15 protein-coding genes and 1 pseudogene are annotated in these 16,766 nt (G+C 66.7%); 3 read left to right on the top strand and 13 right to left on the bottom strand.

The annotated features are described in order from the left end of the window. Positions 1-503: 503 nt before the first annotated feature. The 7 genes and pseudogenes from LGN10_RS12865 to phnS form a co-directional block, all read right to left on the bottom strand. Complete coding sequence (locus tag LGN10_RS12865) at positions 504-1,058, bottom strand: phosphonate degradation HD-domain oxygenase (RefSeq protein WP_059582157.1); 555 nt, start codon at positions 1,056-1,058, stop codon at positions 504-506. A 4-nt stretch (positions 1,059-1,062) separates the two neighbouring features. Further along, positions 1,063-2,525: pseudogene (phnY, locus tag LGN10_RS12860) on the bottom strand (phosphonoacetaldehyde dehydrogenase). Continuing rightward, positions 2,522-3,832: a phosphonoacetate hydrolase gene (phnA, locus tag LGN10_RS12855; RefSeq protein WP_226223702.1), complete on the bottom strand. Its 1,311-nt coding sequence runs from the start codon at positions 3,830-3,832 to the stop codon at positions 2,522-2,524. Before phnA ends, phnY begins: the two are co-directional and overlap by 4 nt. Further along, positions 3,829-4,689: a 2-aminoethylphosphonate ABC transport system, membrane component PhnV gene (phnV, locus tag LGN10_RS12850; protein WP_059582149.1), complete on the bottom strand. Its 861-nt coding sequence runs from the start codon at positions 4,687-4,689 to the stop codon at positions 3,829-3,831. Before phnV ends, phnA begins: the two co-directional genes overlap by 4 nt. Continuing rightward, positions 4,679-5,599, bottom strand: coding sequence for a 2-aminoethylphosphonate ABC transporter permease subunit (gene phnU / locus LGN10_RS12845; protein WP_226223700.1), 921 nt, complete (start codon positions 5,597-5,599; stop codon positions 4,679-4,681). The genes phnV and phnU overlap by 11 nt, the downstream gene beginning before the upstream one ends. Beyond that, positions 5,577-6,680, bottom strand: a complete 1,104-nt coding sequence (phnT, locus tag LGN10_RS12840) for a 2-aminoethylphosphonate ABC transport system ATP-binding subunit PhnT (RefSeq protein ID WP_226223698.1) — start codon at positions 6,678-6,680, stop codon at positions 5,577-5,579. The genes phnU and phnT overlap by 23 nt, the downstream gene beginning before the upstream one ends. Before the next feature lie 34 nt (positions 6,681-6,714). Continuing rightward, positions 6,715-7,806 (bottom strand): 2-aminoethylphosphonate ABC transporter substrate-binding protein, encoded by a 1,092-nt coding sequence (phnS, locus tag LGN10_RS12835; protein ID WP_226223691.1) that lies wholly within the window; start codon positions 7,804-7,806, stop codon positions 6,715-6,717. Positions 7,807-8,066: 260 nt separating this feature from the next. Between phnS and LGN10_RS12830 the strand changes: the two genes are divergently transcribed. Continuing rightward, complete coding sequence (locus LGN10_RS12830) at positions 8,067-9,176, top strand: 2-aminoethylphosphonate--pyruvate transaminase (RefSeq protein ID WP_226223689.1); 1,110 nt, start codon at positions 8,067-8,069, stop codon at positions 9,174-9,176. 102 nt (positions 9,177-9,278) lie between these two features. On the opposite strand, the gene LGN10_RS12825 is transcribed toward LGN10_RS12830, so the two are convergent. Genes LGN10_RS12825 through aroQ form a run of 3 tightly spaced genes read right to left on the bottom strand, consistent with a single transcriptional unit; the run spans position 9,279 to position 11,980 of the window. Continuing rightward, the gene (locus tag LGN10_RS12825) at positions 9,279-10,622 is read right to left on the bottom strand and encodes an MFS transporter (RefSeq protein WP_059582138.1); all 1,344 of its coding nucleotides are present in this window, start codon (positions 10,620-10,622) and stop codon (positions 9,279-9,281) included. A 36-nt stretch (positions 10,623-10,658) separates the two neighbouring features. Then, the gene (locus LGN10_RS12820; RefSeq protein ID WP_059582134.1) at positions 10,659-11,528 is read right to left on the bottom strand and encodes a shikimate dehydrogenase; all 870 of its coding nucleotides are present in this window, start codon (positions 11,526-11,528) and stop codon (positions 10,659-10,661) included. Further along, positions 11,525-11,980 carry a type II 3-dehydroquinate dehydratase gene (aroQ, locus tag LGN10_RS12815; RefSeq protein WP_226223687.1) on the bottom strand — a complete coding sequence of 152 codons (456 nt, stop codon included), beginning with the start codon at positions 11,978-11,980 and terminating at the stop codon, positions 11,525-11,527. The genes LGN10_RS12820 and aroQ overlap by 4 nt, the downstream gene beginning before the upstream one ends. A 257-nt stretch (positions 11,981-12,237) precedes the next feature. Here aroQ and LGN10_RS12810 point away from each other — a divergent pair, with 257 nt between their 5' ends. After that, positions 12,238-14,130, top strand: coding sequence for a bifunctional sugar phosphate isomerase/epimerase/4-hydroxyphenylpyruvate dioxygenase family protein (locus LGN10_RS12810; RefSeq protein WP_226223685.1), 1,893 nt, complete (start codon positions 12,238-12,240; stop codon positions 14,128-14,130). Positions 14,131-14,320: 190 nt separating this feature from the next. Here the strand turns inward: LGN10_RS12810 and LGN10_RS12805 are convergent, their stop codons facing one another. Together LGN10_RS12805 and LGN10_RS12800 are read right to left on the bottom strand one after the other, a co-directional pair. Beyond that, on the bottom strand, positions 14,321-14,737 hold the full coding sequence (locus LGN10_RS12805; protein WP_081066415.1) for a type II toxin-antitoxin system HicB family antitoxin: 417 nt from the start codon (positions 14,735-14,737) through the stop codon (positions 14,321-14,323). Between the two features lie 159 nt (positions 14,738-14,896). After that, positions 14,897-15,079: a type II toxin-antitoxin system HicA family toxin gene (locus LGN10_RS12800; protein WP_081059224.1), complete on the bottom strand. Its 183-nt coding sequence runs from the start codon at positions 15,077-15,079 to the stop codon at positions 14,897-14,899. A 280-nt stretch (positions 15,080-15,359) separates the two neighbouring features. On the opposite strand from LGN10_RS12800, the gene LGN10_RS12795 reads away from it, so the two are divergent. Next, positions 15,360-15,623, top strand: coding sequence for a hypothetical protein (locus LGN10_RS12795; protein ID WP_006489463.1), 264 nt, complete (start codon positions 15,360-15,362; stop codon positions 15,621-15,623). 84 nt (positions 15,624-15,707) lie between these two features. Here LGN10_RS12795 and LGN10_RS12790 read toward each other — a convergent pair whose 3' ends face one another. Then, complete coding sequence (locus LGN10_RS12790) at positions 15,708-16,502, bottom strand: AraC family transcriptional regulator (RefSeq protein WP_226223684.1); 795 nt, start codon at positions 16,500-16,502, stop codon at positions 15,708-15,710. Between the last annotated feature and the right edge of the window lie 264 nt (positions 16,503-16,766).

The raw sequence follows: 16,766 nt of genomic DNA, 5'->3' as shown, positions 1-16,766 counted from the left end.
GTTACTGTTTTCGGTTCCGTAGAACCGGTCGCTCACTCAAAGCTGACAGGAATATGAATCACTTCATAAACCTGACTTACTTTAGTGTGAGACTCTTGATACTTTCGCTATCTGATCCGAGGATCAGCTCGCTTTCATCAAGCGCCCACACTTATCGGCTGTTAATTTTTAAAGAGCATTTCTGCGAGAAACTTCGTGTTTCCCAGCAGCGCTGCGTTTTCAGCAGCAGAGAAGCGAGATTATGAACCGTGTTTCGCAGCTCGTCAACAACTTTCTGAACGACTTCGTTGCGACCGCGGGGCTCAACTTCCTGCGCCGCCGCAGCTCGTTACCACCGAACCTCAACAGCACCGCTTCCCTCTCTCCCGCGCCGCGTTTCCGGTAGCGCGAAAGAGGCGTGATTCTAAGCAGCTCGCGGCATTCGCGCAAGGGATTTCGCAAAAAATTTAAGGGGCCGCACGCTGCCGCGTGCGGCCCCTTAAATATGGAGGCAACCGGCCCTGTCAGAAGGCCGCGCGCATCTGGCGTGCGACGATCTCCATATAGTGATCGAGATCCGGCGTCATCTTGCCTTGCTTCTTCGCCGTATCGTCCCAGCGGCGCAGGCGCAGCGCGTCCTCCGCGTACGGGCGCTGCAGAAACGCCGCCGCCTCGTCGTCGCTGAAAATGCCGCCCTGCAACGCCAGGCTGCGCACCGAGTCCGGCGACAGGCTCTCGAAGTAGCCGGCGTCCGTGCGGCACAGGCAGCGCTTCGCGTCGACGTGCAGCCGGATCGGTTCCAGCACCGCGTCGGAAAACAGCGGCCGCAGGAACGGCAGCACGTAATACTGGTGCAGATCGTCTATCCCGCGCGCGCTCGGCGTCTCGCCCTGGCGATTCAGCAGATGGCCGAGATCGTGCAGGAACGCCGCCGCGACCAGCGCTTCGTCGGCCCCGGACTCCTCCGCGAGCAATCCGCTCTGCAATGCATGTTCGAGCTGCGTGACCGGTTCGCCGCTATAGGCCACATGGCCATGCTCGCGATACAGCGCGTGAATCTCGTCCATCGTCAGCGCCATTCGTTTACTCCCAAGGCAGCGAGAACGTCTTCAGGTTCGTGAAGCTCTTCATCGCCTCCTGGACGCCCTCCTTGTACCCGAGCCCCGAATCCTTGATCCCGCCGAACGGCGACAGTTCGATCCGGTATCCCGGCACTTCCCACACGTTCACCGTGCCGACTTTCAGCTCGTTCACGAACCGCACGACGGCCGCCGTGCTGTCCGTACAGACACCCGACGACAGCCCGAACGCCGTGCCGTTGCTGATCCGGATCGCATCGTCGATCGTGTCGAACGCGATGACGGGCGACACGGGCCCGAACGTCTCCTCGCGCACGATGGTCATCGACGGATCGACGTTGTCGAGCACGGTCGGCGCGTACAGCGCGCCGCGTCGCACGTTGCCGGTCAGCAGGCGCGCGCCCTGCGCCACCGCCTCGTTGACGCGCGCCTCGAACAGCCGCGCCACCGCTTCGTCGATCACGGTGCCCATTTCGTTCGCGGGATCGAACGGATCGCCGTGTTTCCATGCACGTGTCTTCTCGACGAGCAAGTCGGTGAACGCGGGCGCGATCGAGCGCTGCACCAGTATCCGCTTGACGGCCGTACATCGCTGGCCCGAATTCCGGTACGACCCGCACACCGCAAGCGACGCCGCGCGGTCGAGATCGGCATCGGCGAGGACGATCAGCGGATCGTTGCCGCCCAGCTCCAGCACGATGCGCCGGTAGCCGGCCCGCGCGGCAATCGCCTTGCCGATCGCGACGCCGCCCGTGAACGTGATCAGCGACGCATGCGGATGCGTGACGAGCTCGTCCGCGATTTCGGCCGGGTTGCCGGTCAGCACCTGCAGCATCGGCTCCGGCAGCCCGGCTTCGTACAGCAGATCGGCCAGATAGAACGCCGACAGCGGCACCTTCTCCGACGGCTTCACGATCACGCGGTTGTTGGTCGCGATCGCCGGCGCGATCTTGTGCGCGACCTGGTTCATCGGATGATTGAACGGCGTGATCGCGACGATCACGCCGTCGAGCGGCTGGCGCTGCGAGAACACGCGCCGCGCCTTGCCGTGGGGCGTCAGGTCGCACGAAAAACTCTGCGCGTCGTCGCGCAGCGCCTCGACCGCGGCGAACTTCAGCACGTCGGCGACACGGCCGATCTCGTAACGAGAATCCTGTTTCGACAATCCCGACTCGAGCGTGATCAGGTCGGACGCTTCGTCCGCACGTCCGCACGTTCGCGCAGCAGCGCGGCCGCGCGCTCGAGGATCTGCGAACGTTCGTAACGCGTCAGCGCCGGCCGGTACGCCATCGCGTAATCGAACGCGGCGCGCACGTCGTCGACGCTCGCCAGCGGCGCCGTACCGACACGCGTGCCGGTGTACGGATCGGTGACGTCGAACACACGGGCGCGCGGCGCGCGCGTGCCGCACCACCGCAGCGCCTCGGCGCGGAACGCAGGGTGGTCTTGCCGGGGATGAGCCATCATGTCGCGATCCGGTTCAACACGAAATCGAACACGTCGAAGTTGCGCGGGCGGCGGGCAGGGTCGTCCCGCTCGATGCGGCGATTGAACAGCAGCGGCACCTCCTGCTCGGACACGCCGCCATGCGAACGCAACGGCACCGTGAGGCCCGACAGATCGTGTTCGCGCTCGCGCGTGCCGAGCGTCATGTCGCGACGGCCGATCACGACGAGATCGCCGATCCGGTCGGCCGGCAGTTCGAAACGTGCCGCGGCTTCCGCGTTGTCGAGCACGAGCTCGACGCCGTCGAGGCCGCCGACACGCCACATCGCCTCGGCCCGGTCGACGCCCGGCGCCAGATAGATCGTCGCAAACGAACCGAGCGCGCCGTGATGGACGACGTACGGATCGGTAATCGGCAGGATCACGCGCGCAGCCTGCGTGCCGTACCAGCCGTCGAAAGCGTCCTGCAGATAGATCACGTTCGGCCGCCCCGTCGCCGGATCGTGCTTCGCGTTCATCCCGTGGTCGGCCGTGAGCCCGATCGCCCAGCCGAGCGCGTCGAGCTGCGCGAGATAGCCGTCCATCATCGCGTAGAACGCGTTCGCCCCGGCACTGCCCGGCTCGCACTTGTGCTGCACGTAGTCGGTGGTGGACAGGTACATCAGGTCGACCTGACGCGTCTGCGCGAGCCGCACGCCGGCCGCGAACACGAATTCGGACAACGCCGCGCTGTATACATCCGGCGACGGCAGGCCGACCCAGTCGAGCACGTCGACGATCCCGTTTTCCGCGAGATTGGCCTGCGCGGCCTTCTCGGCCGAAAAGCAGACGCCGTTCAGTTGCCAGCCGAGCAGCCGGCGCAGCTTATCCTTCGCGGTCACGACGGCCACCCGCGCGCCGGCGTCGGACGCCGCCGCGAGCAGCGTGCCGGCGCGCAGGTAGGCCGGGTCGTTCATCATGACTTCGGCGCCGCGCCCGCCGTCGGCGGCAGGATCCCAGAAATAGTTGCCGCAGATGCCGTGGACCGACGGCGGCACGCCGCAGACGATCGACAGGTTGTTCGGGTTGGTGAAGGTCGGCACGACGCAATCGGCGCGCCACGCGGTGCCTTCCGCGATCATCCGGGCGATGAACGGCGCGACGCCCGCTTCCACCGTGCGTTCGAGATAGTCGTATTCGCAGCCGTCGACACAGACGACGACGGTCGGCTCGACCGGCAGCCGGTAGCGTCGGCCATTGACGTCGATCGAGCGTCCCGCGAGATTCGCCGACCCATTGCCGGCGGCCCGTTGCTCGCCGGGGCGCCGCAACGCGAACGCGGCGTTCACGATGCCGCCCGCTTGCCGCGCGGCACGCGCGCGGCGATCAGCAGCAGCGCCGCGAGCGACGCGCCGAGCATCAGCAGCGACAGCGCGGACGCCGGCAGGTAATAGCCGCGCTCCACCTGGCCGATCACGACGATCGGCACGGTCGCGAAGCCGGGCGGATACACCGTCAGCGTCGCGCCGAGCTCGCCGAGCGACAGCGCAAAGCCGAGCGCGAGGCTCGCGCGCAGCGCCGGCACGAGTTGCGGCAGCAGCACGCGGCGCAGCACCATCGCGGGCGGCGCACCGAGGCTCGCCGCGGCTTCGCGCAGCACGGTCAGCTCCGGACGCAGCGCGGCGGCCGCGCAGCGATAGCAGAACGGCAGAATCAGCGCGAGCTGCACCAGCACGACGATCGCCGCCGAACTCGACAGGTCGAGCGGCTTCTGGTGATACGCGATCAGCACCGCGAGCCCGAGCACGACGCTCGGCACGCCGTTCGGCACCATCACGAGTGCGTCGACGACCGCGCCGAGGCCGCGCCGGTCGCGCCCTTCGAGCGCGAGCGCCAGCCACAACCCGAGGACCGTGCCAAGCGCCGAGACGCCGAAGCCGATTTCGAGGCTCGTCAGCAGCGCGTCGTATTCCTGCGACCCGAGCCGCTCGAACCAGCGCAGGCTGTAGCCGGCCGGCAGGATCGTGCCCGACCACTGCGTCGACACGCTCGACAGCGCGACGACGATCACCGGCAGCACGAACAGCCAGAAGCACGCGAACGCGGCCAGCGCGAGCGCGGCGCGCGACGCATGCTCGAGCAGCGCGTCGGTCCAGCCGATCCGGTGACGCGGCACGGCCTGCCCGATACGAAATTCAGCGGACATCGTTCCCTCCCGTCGCACGCCGGTTCACCCGGCGATAAACCGCATACAGCGCCAGCGACAGCGACAACATCACGACCGCGCCGGCCGACGCGGTCGGCAGGTCGAGATCGACGGTCGCGCTGCTGTAGATCGCGACCGGCAGCGTGACGAGCCGCGCACTGCCGAGCACGAGCAGGATGCCGAACTCGTTCAGCGTCAGCAGGAAGCACAGCACGGTGCCGGCGGCGATGCCCGGCCATGCGATCGGCAGCACGACGCGACGCGCGAGCATCCAGCTGGGCGCGCCGAGGCTGCGCGCGGCTTCGATCAGCCGCAGGTCGAGCGTCGCAAACGACGCGAGCGTCGGCCGCACGACGAACGGCGTGTAGAACACGGTCTGCGCGAGGATCACGCCGCCTATGCCGAACAGGAAGTCCAGCGGCGGATTCTCGAGATGAAACAGGTGCTGCAGCGCAATGCTGATCGAGCCTTGCGAGCCGTACAGGAAGATCAGCGTGAACGCGACGAGAAACGACGGAAACGCGACGTACAGTTCCAGGAAGCGCGTGACGAGCGACGCGCCCGGGAACGGCCTGAAGAACAACAGCGCGGCCAGCAGCACGCCAAGCACCGACGCGGTGCCGGCGCTCGCGAACAGCACGCCGAGCGTCGTCAGCAGCACGTTGCGCGTGTCGGGATTGCCGAAGAAGGTCCGGTATGCGGCGAAACTCAGCCCATGATCGCCGGACACGCTCAGCAGCACGAGCCGCACCAGCGGATAGACGACGAGCGGGCCGAGCACGACGATCGCGAGCGCGGCGAGGTGCAGATCGCCGATGCGCCTGCGGCGCCGCGCGGCGGCGGCATGCGCGGCGGCCGACGCGAGCACCTGCGGCGGGAGGCCGGCTTCAGGGCTCGATAAGGACGACATCGTCTGCCTCGCAATGCAGGGACACGCGCGCGCCGCGCTCGGGAGCCGCGCCGCGGCCGCGTTGCATCGTCACGCGCACCGGCTCGTCGGGCGCCGCGTCGATCACGACCGCGATCGACAGGTCCGCGCCCTGCCATTCGACCGACGACACCGTGCCGTGCAGGCCACCGGCCGCGGGCGGCATCACGGTCAGGCGCTCGGGGCGCACGCACGCGACCTTGCCGCGCACTTCGTGGCGCGGATCGCCGAGCGGGAAGATCACGTGTGGCGGCAGCAGGTTCGCCGGGCCGAGATAGCGCGCGACGTAGCCGTCGCGCGGCGCGTCGTACAGCTGCTGCGGCGTGCCGAGCTGCGCGATGCGGCCGTCGCGCATCAGCAGCGCGCGGTCGGACAGCACGAGCGCGTCGTCGCGGTCGTGCGTCACGCAGACGACGGTCAGGTTCGGCAGGCGCTCGTGCAGCGCCTTCAGTTCGCTGCGCACCGACGCGCGCAGGTTGGCGTCGAGCGCCGACAGCGGCTCGTCGAGCAGCAGCACGTCGGGCTCGATCACGAGCGCGCGCGCCAGCGCGACGCGCTGCTGCATCCCGCCCGACAGCTGCGCGGGCAGATGGTGGCCCGCATCGCCGAGCTGCACGAGCTTCAGCGCATCGGCGACGCGGCGCGTCACTTCCGACGACGCCATGCCACGTGCGCGCAGCCCGAATGCGACGTTCTCGAACACCGACGGGTGCGGGAACAGCGTGTAATTCTGGAACAGCAGACCGAGGTTGCGCTTGTGTGGCGGCGCATAGGTCAGGTCGCGTCCGGCCACGGTCAGCGTGCCGGTCAGGCCATCGGCCTTCACGAACCCGGCGATGAAGCGCAGCAGCGTGGTCTTGCCGCAGCCGCTCTTGCCGAGCACGGTCAGAAATTCGCCGGCGCCGATCGACAGCGACAGATCTTCGAGCACCGTGCGTGCGCCGTAGCGCACGCTCAGGTGTTCGATCTGCACGCCGCCCGGCGCGCCGGACCGCAGCGTCGCGTGCGGTTCGACGGCGCCGAATGCGCCGGGATGGGTCAGTGTGGTGTCCACCGGGTTCATCCTCTTGCTCGCTGATACGGGCGGCGTGCGCCGGTCACTTCGGCTTGACGACGTCGAGCGGCTTGCCCGAGCTGCCGATCACGTCCTTCTTCCAGCGCTCGATCCATTCCGGCTTCTTCGCCATCACCTGGGCCCAGTCGACCGGAATCAGCTTCACGCCCGCGATCGCCTTCTTGACCGCTTCGCCGTTCTTGCCGGCCAGCGGCACGTCGGTGCGGCCCGGGATGCCGTACATGTCCGGCACCTTCGACTGCACTTCCGTCGACATCAGATAGTCGATCAGCTTCCTGCCGGCATCCTGGTTCGGGCCGCTCTTGATCAGGCCGATGCCGTACGGGAGCTGGAACGTGGTCGGCTGGTCGCCGGCCTTCGCGGCCAGGAAGATCGGCTTGACGGACAGCGCGCCGTGTTCGGCGTCGTCGAGGTCCATCTGCAGATCGCCGTTCGCGACGCTGATCTCGTTACGCGACAGCAGCACGTTCAGGTATCCGGTACCCTTCGTGTGGAACTTCACGCTCTGCGACAGCTTCGCGAGGTAGTCGAATGCCTTGTCCTCGCCCATCAGCGACGTCGTCAGGATCAGCACGGCCATCCCGTCGCCGGCCGTGGCCGGGTTCGAGTACGCGACCTTGCCGGCGTAGGCCGGCGCGAGCAGGTCGGCGAACGTCTTCGGCTGGCTTTTCACGACGTCCGGATTGATCGCGAACGAGAAGTAGTTGTTCACGAACGTCGCCCACGTGCCGTCCTCGGCCTTCGCGATGGCCGGCACGTTCTTGTAGTTCACGCTCTGGTACGGCTGCAGCAGGCCCATCTGGCCGGCCTGCTGGATGAACGGCGGCAACGTGACGATCACGTCGGCCTTCGGGGAGCTCTTCTCGATGTTCGCGCGGTTCACCACCTCGCCGCTGCCCGCCGTCACGATGTTGACCTTCACGCCTTCCTTCTTCTCGAAAGCCGGCAGCACATCGCGATAGAGATTCTCGAGACCGTCCGCCGTGTACAGCACGACCGCGCTTGCCGCATGCGCCGGCAGCGCGGCGCCTTGCAGCAGACCGGCGGCGCAGGCGGCCAGCGCGAGCTTGCGGAACGCGCCGGCAGCGGCGCGCGAGGGTTTCTGCAGTGTCATCTCACTTCTCCGTAGGCGGAACACCAAACGGCCGGGGCACGATCCGGCTCTCCTGTTATCTCCGGGCAGGCCGCCTCGCGGCCCGCGCGCTACCGCGCTCAGGCTGCGTGTCGCGCGGCAACCGAAGGATCACAGCGTTCGATGACAAAGCCGTGACGAATGCCACAATTTCCAAAAAATGACACATTTTGCCACTATCATGCAAGTCATTCAGAAACGCCGTCCGGCGTTTCCTTCGCCCTTTGCTGGAGGTAAAAACCATGCCCGCCCCGATCTTGCTGACGCCCGGCCCGCTCACCACGTCCGCCACAACACGCCACGCAATGCAACATGACTGGGGGTCGTGGGACGCCGCCTTCAACCAGCTGACGGCCAGCGTCTGCGCCGATCTCGTCGCCATCGCCGGCGGTGGCGACGCATACGTGTGCGTGCCGATGCAGGGGAGCGGCACGTTCTCGGTCGAAGCCGCGCTCGGCACGCTCGTGCCGCGCGACGGTGTCGTGCTGGTACCCGACAACGGCGCGTATTGCGCGCGCATTCTGAAGATTCTCGGCAGGCTGGGCATCGACACGATCGCGTTGCCGTTCGGCGAAGACGCGGCCGTCGACGCGGCGGCCGTCGAGGCCGCGTTCGCGCGCGAGCCGCGCATCACGCACGTCGCGCTCGTGCACCTGGAAACGAGCGCCGGTATCCTGAATCCGCTCGATGCGATCGCGGCCGCGTGCCGGCGGCACGGCAAGCGGCTGATCGTCGATGCGATGAGTTCGTTCGGCGCGCTGCCGATCGCGCTGGCTGGCAGCGGCATCGACGCGCTGATCTCGGCCAGCGGCAAATGCCTCGAAGGCGTGCCGGGAATGGGATTCGCGATCGTGCGGCGCGACGCGCTCGACGCGAGCGAAGGCAACTCGCCATCGCTCGCGCTCGATCTCCATGATCAGTACGCGTATCTGCGCAAGACGGGGCAATGGCGCTTCACGCCGCCGACGCACGTGATTGCCGCGCTACGTGCCGCGCTCGACCAGTACCACGCCGAAGGCGGCCGGCCGGCGCGCGGCGCACGCTATGCGGAGAACTGTCGGACGCTGATCGAATCGATGCGCGCGCTCGGCTTCGTGCCGTTCCTCGACGCGAGCGTGCAGGCGCCGGTGATCGTCACGTTTCACGCGCCCGACCATCCGGCCTACGATTTCCGCCGCTTCTACGACGCGGTGCGCGACGCGGGCTTCATCCTGTATCCGGGCAAGCTCACGCGGCTCGAGACGTTCCGCGTGGGCTGCATCGGCGCGATCGACGCGGACGATATCCGGCGCGCGGTCGCCGCCATCGCGGCCGCGGTCGAATCGCTCGGCATCGCGATGCAGCACGCATGAAGTGGGGTGTATGCCGGCCAGCGCGCCGGCGCGCACACACAAAAAAGCCCGGCGGCCGAATGGCCGCCGGGCGAACGCACCGAGTGTGCGGGGAGTCTGTACTTACAGCTCGATCCGCTTGATGTCGCCGACGACGAAGATGTACGACAGCGCACCGATCAGCGCGATCACGCCGATGAACACGAGCGCGCCGACGAACGAACCGGTCGACGCGACGATGAAACCGACGACGAGCGGCGTGATGATGCCGGCGAGGTTCGCCGCGAAGTTGAAGATGCCGCCCGTCACGCCGAGCAGGCCGTCCGGCGCGATGTCCGACACGAGCGTCCAGCCGAGCGCGGCCATGCCCTGCGCGAAGAACGCGACCGACATGATCGCGATCACGGCTTCGTTGCTCTGCACGTAGTTCGCGAGAATGATCGTCGATGCGAGCAGCAGCCCCGCGATGATCGGCAGCTTGCGTGCGAGGTTCGCGGACTTGCCGCGGCGCAGCAGCCAGTCGGAGAAGATGCCGCCGAACATCACGCCGACCGACGCGGCGATGAACGGCATCACCGCGAAGAAGCCGATCTTCAGCCAGCCCATGTGGCGCTCGGTGGCCAGATAGGTCGGAAACCAGGTCAGGAAGAACACGAGCGTCGAATTGCCGGCGAACTGGCCGAGGCAGATGCCGGCGAGCTGGCGCTTCTTCACCAGTTGGCCGACCATCGACCAGCTGAACTTGGCCTGCGCCGGCTTGTCACCCTTGTCGCCGTTCTTGCGCGCGCCGTGAACGAGACCGCCGCCCGCCTCGATATAGGCCAGTTCCGCCGCGTTCGCGCCCGGATGGTTGCGCGGCTCGTGGTAGAACTTCCACCAGACGAAGCCGAACGCAATGCCGACCGCACCCACGACCCAGAACAGCGAGCGCCAGCCGAACGCGCCCATCAGCGCGAACAGCACCGGGCTGAAGAACGCGAGGCCGATGTATTCGCCGACGGTATAGGTGCCGGTCGCCATCGCGCGTTCGTTCTGCGGGAACCACGTCGCGACGACGCGGCTGTTGGTCGGGAAGCACGGCGCTTCCGTCACGCCGAGACCGAGGCGGCACGCGAGCAACGTCGCGACGCCCGGCACGAAGCCTTGCAGGAACGTGCACAGCGACCACAGCGTCATCGACCAGTAATAGGTGATCTTGCTGCCGAAACGGTCGAGGAACAGGCCGCCGGGCACCTGCATCGCCACGTACGTCCACGAAAACGCGGAGAACATGATGCCCATCACGGCCGCATTGATGCCGAGCTCCTTGGTGAGCTGCGGCGCAGCCACGCCCAGCACGGTGCGGTCGAGATAGTTGATCATCGTGCCGATCGCGAGCAGCGCGAGGATCTTGTAGCGTGCCGACGTGCGCCGGACCGTGCCGGCCGCCTGCGCCGACGCGGCGCTCGTGTGGGTAGTGTGCTGCATGGTCGTCTCCTGGTCTCTTTGTGTGTCTGTAAGGGGTCAGCGCGCGACGAGCGACTGAAAATGACCGAACATCCGCTCGGCGTCGGGCGTGCGCCCGGTGAAGAGCTCGAACGCGTCGACGGCCTGGTACACGGCCATCCCGCCACCCGGCAGCGTCGCGCAGCCGGCCGCGCGCGCGGCGTGGATCAGCTCGGTTTCGAGCGGGAAATACACGATGTCGGCCACCCACATGCCCGCGTGCAGCAGGTCGGCCGGCAGCGGCAGGCCCGGATGCTTGGCCATGCCGGTCGGCGTGCAGTGGATCAGGCCGGTCGCGGCGCGCATCGCGGCCGCGAGCGCGCCGCCAGAGGGCGCGCCGCCCGACACGACCTGCGCGGCGGGGAAGCGCTGCTGCAGCTCGGCCGCGAGCGCGGTGGCGCGCGTGCCGTCGACGTCGAAGATCGTGAGTTCGGCCGCGCCCATCTGCAGCGCCGCGTGCGCGACGGCCGCGCCCGCGCCGCCCGCGCCGAGCTGGACGACGCGTTCGAGCGACGCGCCGGGCAGCCCTCGGCCGAACGATTTCGCGAAGCCCGACCAGTCGGTGTTGTGGCCGATCCGCTTGCCGTCCTTGAACAGCACGGTGTTCACCGCGCCGAGCGCGCGCGCGTCGTCCGACAGCGCGTCGAGGTGCTCGATCACGCGCTGCTTGCACGGGTGCGTGATGTTCAGCCCGTTGTAGCCCATCCGCTGCGCGGCATCGAGCAGTTGCGGCAGCGCGTCGACGCTCACGCCGAGCACGTCGAGATCGAGGCGCCGATACACGTAGCCGAAACCCTGGCGGAAGCCTTCTTCCTCGTGCATCGCAGGCGACAGCGAACCGCCGATGCCCTGGCCGATCAGGCCGATCAGAAACGACGGGCGGCTCATCGTGCGGCTTCCTTCGCGAACAGGGTCGCCAGGCGCTGCAGCGCGAACACGTAGCCCTCGGTGCCGCAACCGCAGATCACGGCTTCGGCGAGCGCCGACACGTACGAATGGTGGCGGAACGCCTCGCGGCGATGGACGTTCGAGATATGCACTTCGATCACCGGCTTCGCGATCGCGGAAAGCGCGTCGGCCAGCGCCACCGACGTATGCGTATAGGCGGCAGGGTTGATCACGATGCCGTGCGTGTCGTGACGCGCGGCATGCAGCCAGTCGATCAGCTGGTGCTCGGCATTCGACTGGCGAAAGTCGATGTCGAGCCCGAGCCCTTCCGCCGCCGTGCGGCAGCGCTGCTCGAGATCCGCGAGCGTTTCCGCGCCGTAGATATGCGGCTCGCGCGTGCCCAGCAGATTCAGGTTCGGGCCGTTCAGTGCCAGCACCTTGTGCTTGCTCATCGTGTTTCTGCTCCTGAAACAGGGGCGGACCACGATCGGCGCCGCCCCGAAGACATCGGAATTTGGCGCTAGTGTGCGCTCGGGCGAGCGGGCTGTCTTTTCGGGTTTTCGCTAATTTGTACCATCTAGTTAGTTTGTACAATACGCCTCACTAGCCTAGTAAATTCGGGATATGGCGCGCGCGTCGAACTCAACGACTGGTTCATTCAGGGTCGGTTCGAGCGGCGCCATACCCCGCTCATCCGCAGGAATCGCCCATGCAGCGCTCGATCGCCACCGTGTCCCTGTCCGGCACGCTCGCCGAGAAACTCGCCGCCATCCAGGCCGCGGGCTTCGACGGCGTCGAAATCTTCGAAAACGACCTCGTCTACTTCGACGGATCGCCGGCCGACGTCCGGCGCATGGCCGCCGATCTGGGCCTCGACATCGTGCTGTTCCAGCCGTTTCGCGACTTCGAGGGCGTGAGCGCGGCCCAGCTCGCGCGCAATCTCGACCGCATCAAGCGCAAATTCGACGTGATGCATGCGCTCGGCACCGACCGCATCCTCGTCTGCAGCAGCGTGGCGGCCGACACGATCGCCGACGACGCGTTGCTCGTCGACCAGCTCGGCGTGCTCGCCGAAGCCGCGCGGCAGGCCGGTGTGGTGGCCGCGTACGAAGCGCTCGCCTGGGGCCGCGTCGTGAAGCGGTACGGCCACGCGTGGAAGCTCGTGAATGCGGTGAACAGCCCGCATCTCGGCCTCGCGCTCGACAGCTTCCACACGCTGTCGCTCGACGATTCGCCGGACGGGATCGCCGACATCCCCGGCGACCGGATCGCCTTCGTGCAGATCGCCGACGCGCCGAAGCTCGTGATGGACGTGATCGAATGGAGCCGCCACTACCGCTCGTTCCCGGGCCAGGGCGACTTCGACCTGGCGCGCTTCACCGCGCGCGTGATCGAGTCGGGCTACACGGGGCCGCTGTCGCTGGAGATCTTCAACGACGGCTTCCGCGCGGCGCCGACCGCGCTCACGGCCGCCGACGGCCATCGCTCGCTGCTCTATCTGGAAGACCTGACGCGCGCGCGGCTCGCCCAAGAGGGCCGCGCGCCGGCCGCCAGCCAGCCGCTGTTCGCGCCGCCCGCGCCGCCCGCGCACGTCGGGTTCCAGTTCATCGAATTCGCGGTCGACGCGCAGGCGGCGGCGACCGTCGGCGAATGGCTCGGCCGGATGCGCTTCCGGCTCGCCGGCAGGCATCGCTCGAAGGACGTGACGCTGTTCCAGCACGGCGCCGCATCGATCGTGCTCAATGCCGAGCGCGACTCGTTCGCCGATGCGTTCTTCCAGCAGCACGGGCTGTCGCTGTGCGCGTCGGCGTTTCGCGTCGACGACGCGAAAGTGGCGTTCGAACGTGCGGCCGGCTTCGGCTATGCACCGTTCTCCGGCCGCGTCGGGCCGAACGAGCGCGTGCTGCCGAGCGTGAAGGCGCCGGACGGCAGCCTCGAATATTTCGTCGACGAAGCGCCGGATGCGCCGACGCTGTATGAATCGGACTTCGTGCTGACCGACATCGACGGTCCGACCGAAGTCGGCCCGCTGACGGGCATCGATCACGTGTGCCTCGCGCTGCCGGCCGACGCGCTCGACACCTGGATCCTGTTCTTCAAGACCGCGTTCGGCTTCGAGGCCGAGCGCAGTTGGCTCGTGCCCGATCCGTACGGGCTGATGCGCAGCCGCGCGGTGCGCAGCGCCGACGGCTCGGTGCGGATCGCGCTGAACGCATCGGTCGACCGTCATACGGCCGTCGCCGAATCGCTCGACCGCTACCACGGCACGGGGCTGAACCACGTCGCGTTCCGCACCGACGACATCGTGAAGACGGTCGCCGCGTTCGCGGCCGACGGCGTCCCGTTCCTGCGCATTCCGGCCAATTACTACGACGACCTCGCCGCGCGCTACGCGCTGCCGGACGAACTGATCGACACGCTGAGCGCGCACCACCTGCTCTACGACCGCGACGAGCACGGCGGCGAATTCCTGCACGCGTATACGGAACTGGTCGACAACCGCTTCTCGCTCGAGATCGTCGAGCGGCGCGGCGGGTACGACGGCTATGGCGCGGCGAATGCGGCCGTGCGGCTCGCCGCGCAGGCGCAGCGCAGGAAATAGGGCGAATCGGGTATCGTGGGCATCGACAGTGGAGGTGGTCCGCGGTTGAAGCAAGGAGGCACGTCCCGCGCGCACCATCGTGGCGAACGAGACGGGCGCGGATCAGCCCGCGCGGCTCACCGCGATCGGCCCGGGGACACTCATAAAAAAGCCCGCATCTCTGCGGGCTTGTAAGATTAACGGCGCATCTTCATGCAGGTTTTGCATGCTCTTCATGTAAGGCCTCCAACGCCGCACGCGCCAGGAAACCACTCCTGGTTTCGTGACGGGATGCCACATACGCGTCAATCTTATGAAGTACAAATCTTGGCAAACTTACGTTAATACGCTCAGGCTTCGAGTCAAGCTGAGATAAGTCAACGCTCACGAAACCCCACACAGCCCCTGCGTAGTCCGGGTTGCTTGCCAAATTTTCGATGGTCGAGCAATTAAAGGCGACGTCCTCGCCCAGCTCGATTAAGGTCTCGACATGAGAGACGATTGCTTCTTTTGTGTTCCTGATTGCATCATCGATGGTCTCGCCCCAGGAATGAACGCCCGGTATATCCGGAACAATCACTCCGTAGACGGTCCCATCGTCCTTATGGATTGCGATGGGAAATTCCATGTTTGCCATTCCTTTGTTGTCCTGCTTCCGTGGTAGCACTAGCTTCTCTTATGTACCGCTTATTGACATTCGTCTTATGTGAAGCGACCTTGGTTGCATCAATTTTAAAAGTACTGCTTCCTTCCCCTGCATCCTGTTGGGTCGGTAAAAAACCGCCGGTCACTTCAGACCAGCGGTTTTCAGGATGCTCTTTGTTGTCCCCATTGGCAGGTCCTTGTTCGGGTGTGGAACCGTCGCAAGCCCCGGCTTCGTGGGGTGTTTGAAGTGGTGGTGGCTGCCTTTCGTTCTTACCAAAAACCAGCCGTCCTCTTCCAGCATCCGGATAAGCTCTGTTGAACTCATGGCTCCTCCGCTGTGCTTGTGTGTAATTATACACACGGACAAGGAGGGCACAAGCATTTTTGTGTAGTTGTGTGTATAGCGACAGGCCGTCGCTTGGGCGGGGTGTTCAAGGCGCGGAAACGCCGGGAGGCGGCCTCTGAGGATGACCCTGAGTTACATCCCGTAACCCGTACCGCAGTGCAGCATCGCGCTGCCTGCCCCGATTTTAAGAATCGCTTAAGTCTTCGACGGCACCATCCGCAGCCAGTACCCGATGGTTATCTCGAAAAGGAGGAAAGCGATGAGCGCCGTAGAAGCACCCGCGGGCCGCCCGGCCGCGCCCCCTGCAAAGAAGACGATGCTGCGCCGCCTGCTCAGTCATCATGAAATCGCGACGCTGCTCGTGCTGCTGCACGCACCGATCGGCGCGAACGCCAAACCCGAATTGCCCGCGCTGCAGGAAGCCGGCCTCGTCGAAATGGTCAAGCTCGACCCCGATACGGCCCCGAGCTTCCGCTTGACCGAAGACGGCACGGCCGTCCTGAAAGGGCTCGGCTACCGCTGAGCCGCCGGCTTCAGCCTCTCCCGCTTCCCCGCCTTACCGCCTCACCCGATCCCCGCGACGCGCCGGCCACGCCGGCGACTGGCGTCACCCCGCCCGTTCCTGCAGCATCAACCGGTATTCCGTCGGCGTCACGCCGACCGTCGCCTTGAACTGGCGCGTGAACGCGCTGTGATCCGTGTAGCCGCATAGCGCGGCGACGTCGGTCACCTTGTCGTGCGTGACGAGCAGCGCGGTGGCCGCGTCGAGCCGCGTCTTCAGCAGCACCTGGCGCGGCGTCAGATGGAACACCTTGTGGAAGTAGCGTTCGAGCTGCGCGACCGACATCCCGGCCATCAGCGCGAGTTGCTTCAGGTTCAGCGGCTGCACGTAGTGATCCTGGATGTGCTGGACCACGTCGGCGAGCCGGCTGTACGCCGGGTGCGATCCCTCGTGCGCCTTCAGGTCGCGCGAGATGCCCGCGAGGCCGACCACCCGGCCCGCGGCGTCGCGCAGCGGCTCCTTGCAGGTCAGGCACCAGCCCGGCTGACGGCCCGGATACAGGTGCAGCTCGAGCTGATCCATCAACTGCTGGCCGGCGTTGATCGTCGCCATGTCCTGTTCGAAATAGCTGCGGCCGAAGCGGCGCGGAAACACCTCGTCGGCCGTCTTGCCGAGCAGGTCGCGCTTGTCCTTGTAGCCGCAGCGCATCGCCAGCGTGCGGTTGACGAGCGCGTAGCGGCCGCTCGCGTCCTTCACGAAGAACGCGACGTCCGGCAGCGCATCGAACACCGGTTCGAGCAGACGGAAATGCGCGAGCATCGCGCCGAAATCGGCGTTGTCGGGCGGGTCGCGCAACGTATCGGACAGGCTCATGGGCGGTACGGCAGGCAAGGTCGTCATCCCGGCAACCGCGAAGCGAGTGGCAGATGGCGTCGATTATAGGAGCGCCCCTTCGATCGCGTTGCATCGAACGCGGGGCGGACAAGACGGCGGCCGGCGGCATCGCGCGCCCCGACAGGCTCCATCGGAGGGCAATGCTGGTTGCGCACGCAACCAACGCGCCCGGCGTGCGGGCCGGCGACCGTTCCGCCTTCGCCGCAGCCGGCGCCGCGCACCGGATCCGTCATCCTAAAAATGCCGGCGACCCGCGTCTTGGCGGGTTTG

The organism is Burkholderia sp. AU32262, from assembly GCF_020419985.1.
Lineage (GTDB): Bacteria > Pseudomonadota > Gammaproteobacteria > Burkholderiales > Burkholderiaceae > Burkholderia > Burkholderia semiarida.
This window is presented reverse-complemented; position numbering and strand designations above follow the sequence as displayed.

Bases quoted from the DNA above. Each gene is read 5' to 3' on its own strand.
- LGN10_RS12810 (WP_226223685.1), top strand. From the start codon at position 12,238: ATGCAGCGCTCGATCGCCACCGTGTCCCTGTCCGGCACGCTCGCCGAG.
- LGN10_RS12830 (WP_226223689.1), top strand. From the start codon at position 8,067: ATGCCCGCCCCGATCTTGCTGACGCCCGGCCCGCTCACCACGTCCGCC.
- LGN10_RS12800 (WP_081059224.1), bottom strand. From the start codon at position 15,079: ATGAGTTCAACAGAGCTTATCCGGATGCTGGAAGAGGACGGCTGGTTT.
- LGN10_RS12805 (WP_081066415.1), bottom strand. From the start codon at position 14,737: ATGGAATTTCCCATCGCAATCCATAAGGACGATGGGACCGTCTACGGA.
- phnU (WP_226223700.1), bottom strand. From the start codon at position 5,599: ATGTCGTCCTTATCGAGCCCTGAAGCCGGCCTCCCGCCGCAGGTGCTC.
- LGN10_RS12865 (WP_059582157.1), bottom strand. From the start codon at position 1,058: ATGGCGCTGACGATGGACGAGATTCACGCGCTGTATCGCGAGCATGGC.
- phnS (WP_226223691.1), bottom strand. From the start codon at position 7,806: ATGACACTGCAGAAACCCTCGCGCGCCGCTGCCGGCGCGTTCCGCAAG.
- LGN10_RS12790 (WP_226223684.1), bottom strand. From the start codon at position 16,502: ATGACGACCTTGCCTGCCGTACCGCCCATGAGCCTGTCCGATACGTTG.
- LGN10_RS12825 (WP_059582138.1), bottom strand. From the start codon at position 10,622: ATGCAGCACACTACCCACACGAGCGCCGCGTCGGCGCAGGCGGCCGGC.
- phnT (WP_226223698.1), bottom strand. From the start codon at position 6,680: ATGAACCCGGTGGACACCACACTGACCCATCCCGGCGCATTCGGCGCC.
- LGN10_RS12795 (WP_006489463.1), top strand. From the start codon at position 15,360: ATGAGCGCCGTAGAAGCACCCGCGGGCCGCCCGGCCGCGCCCCCTGCA.
- aroQ (WP_226223687.1), bottom strand. From the start codon at position 11,980: ATGAGCAAGCACAAGGTGCTGGCACTGAACGGCCCGAACCTGAATCTG.
- LGN10_RS12820 (WP_059582134.1), bottom strand. From the start codon at position 11,528: ATGAGCCGCCCGTCGTTTCTGATCGGCCTGATCGGCCAGGGCATCGGC.
- phnV (WP_059582149.1), bottom strand. From the start codon at position 4,689: ATGTCCGCTGAATTTCGTATCGGGCAGGCCGTGCCGCGTCACCGGATC.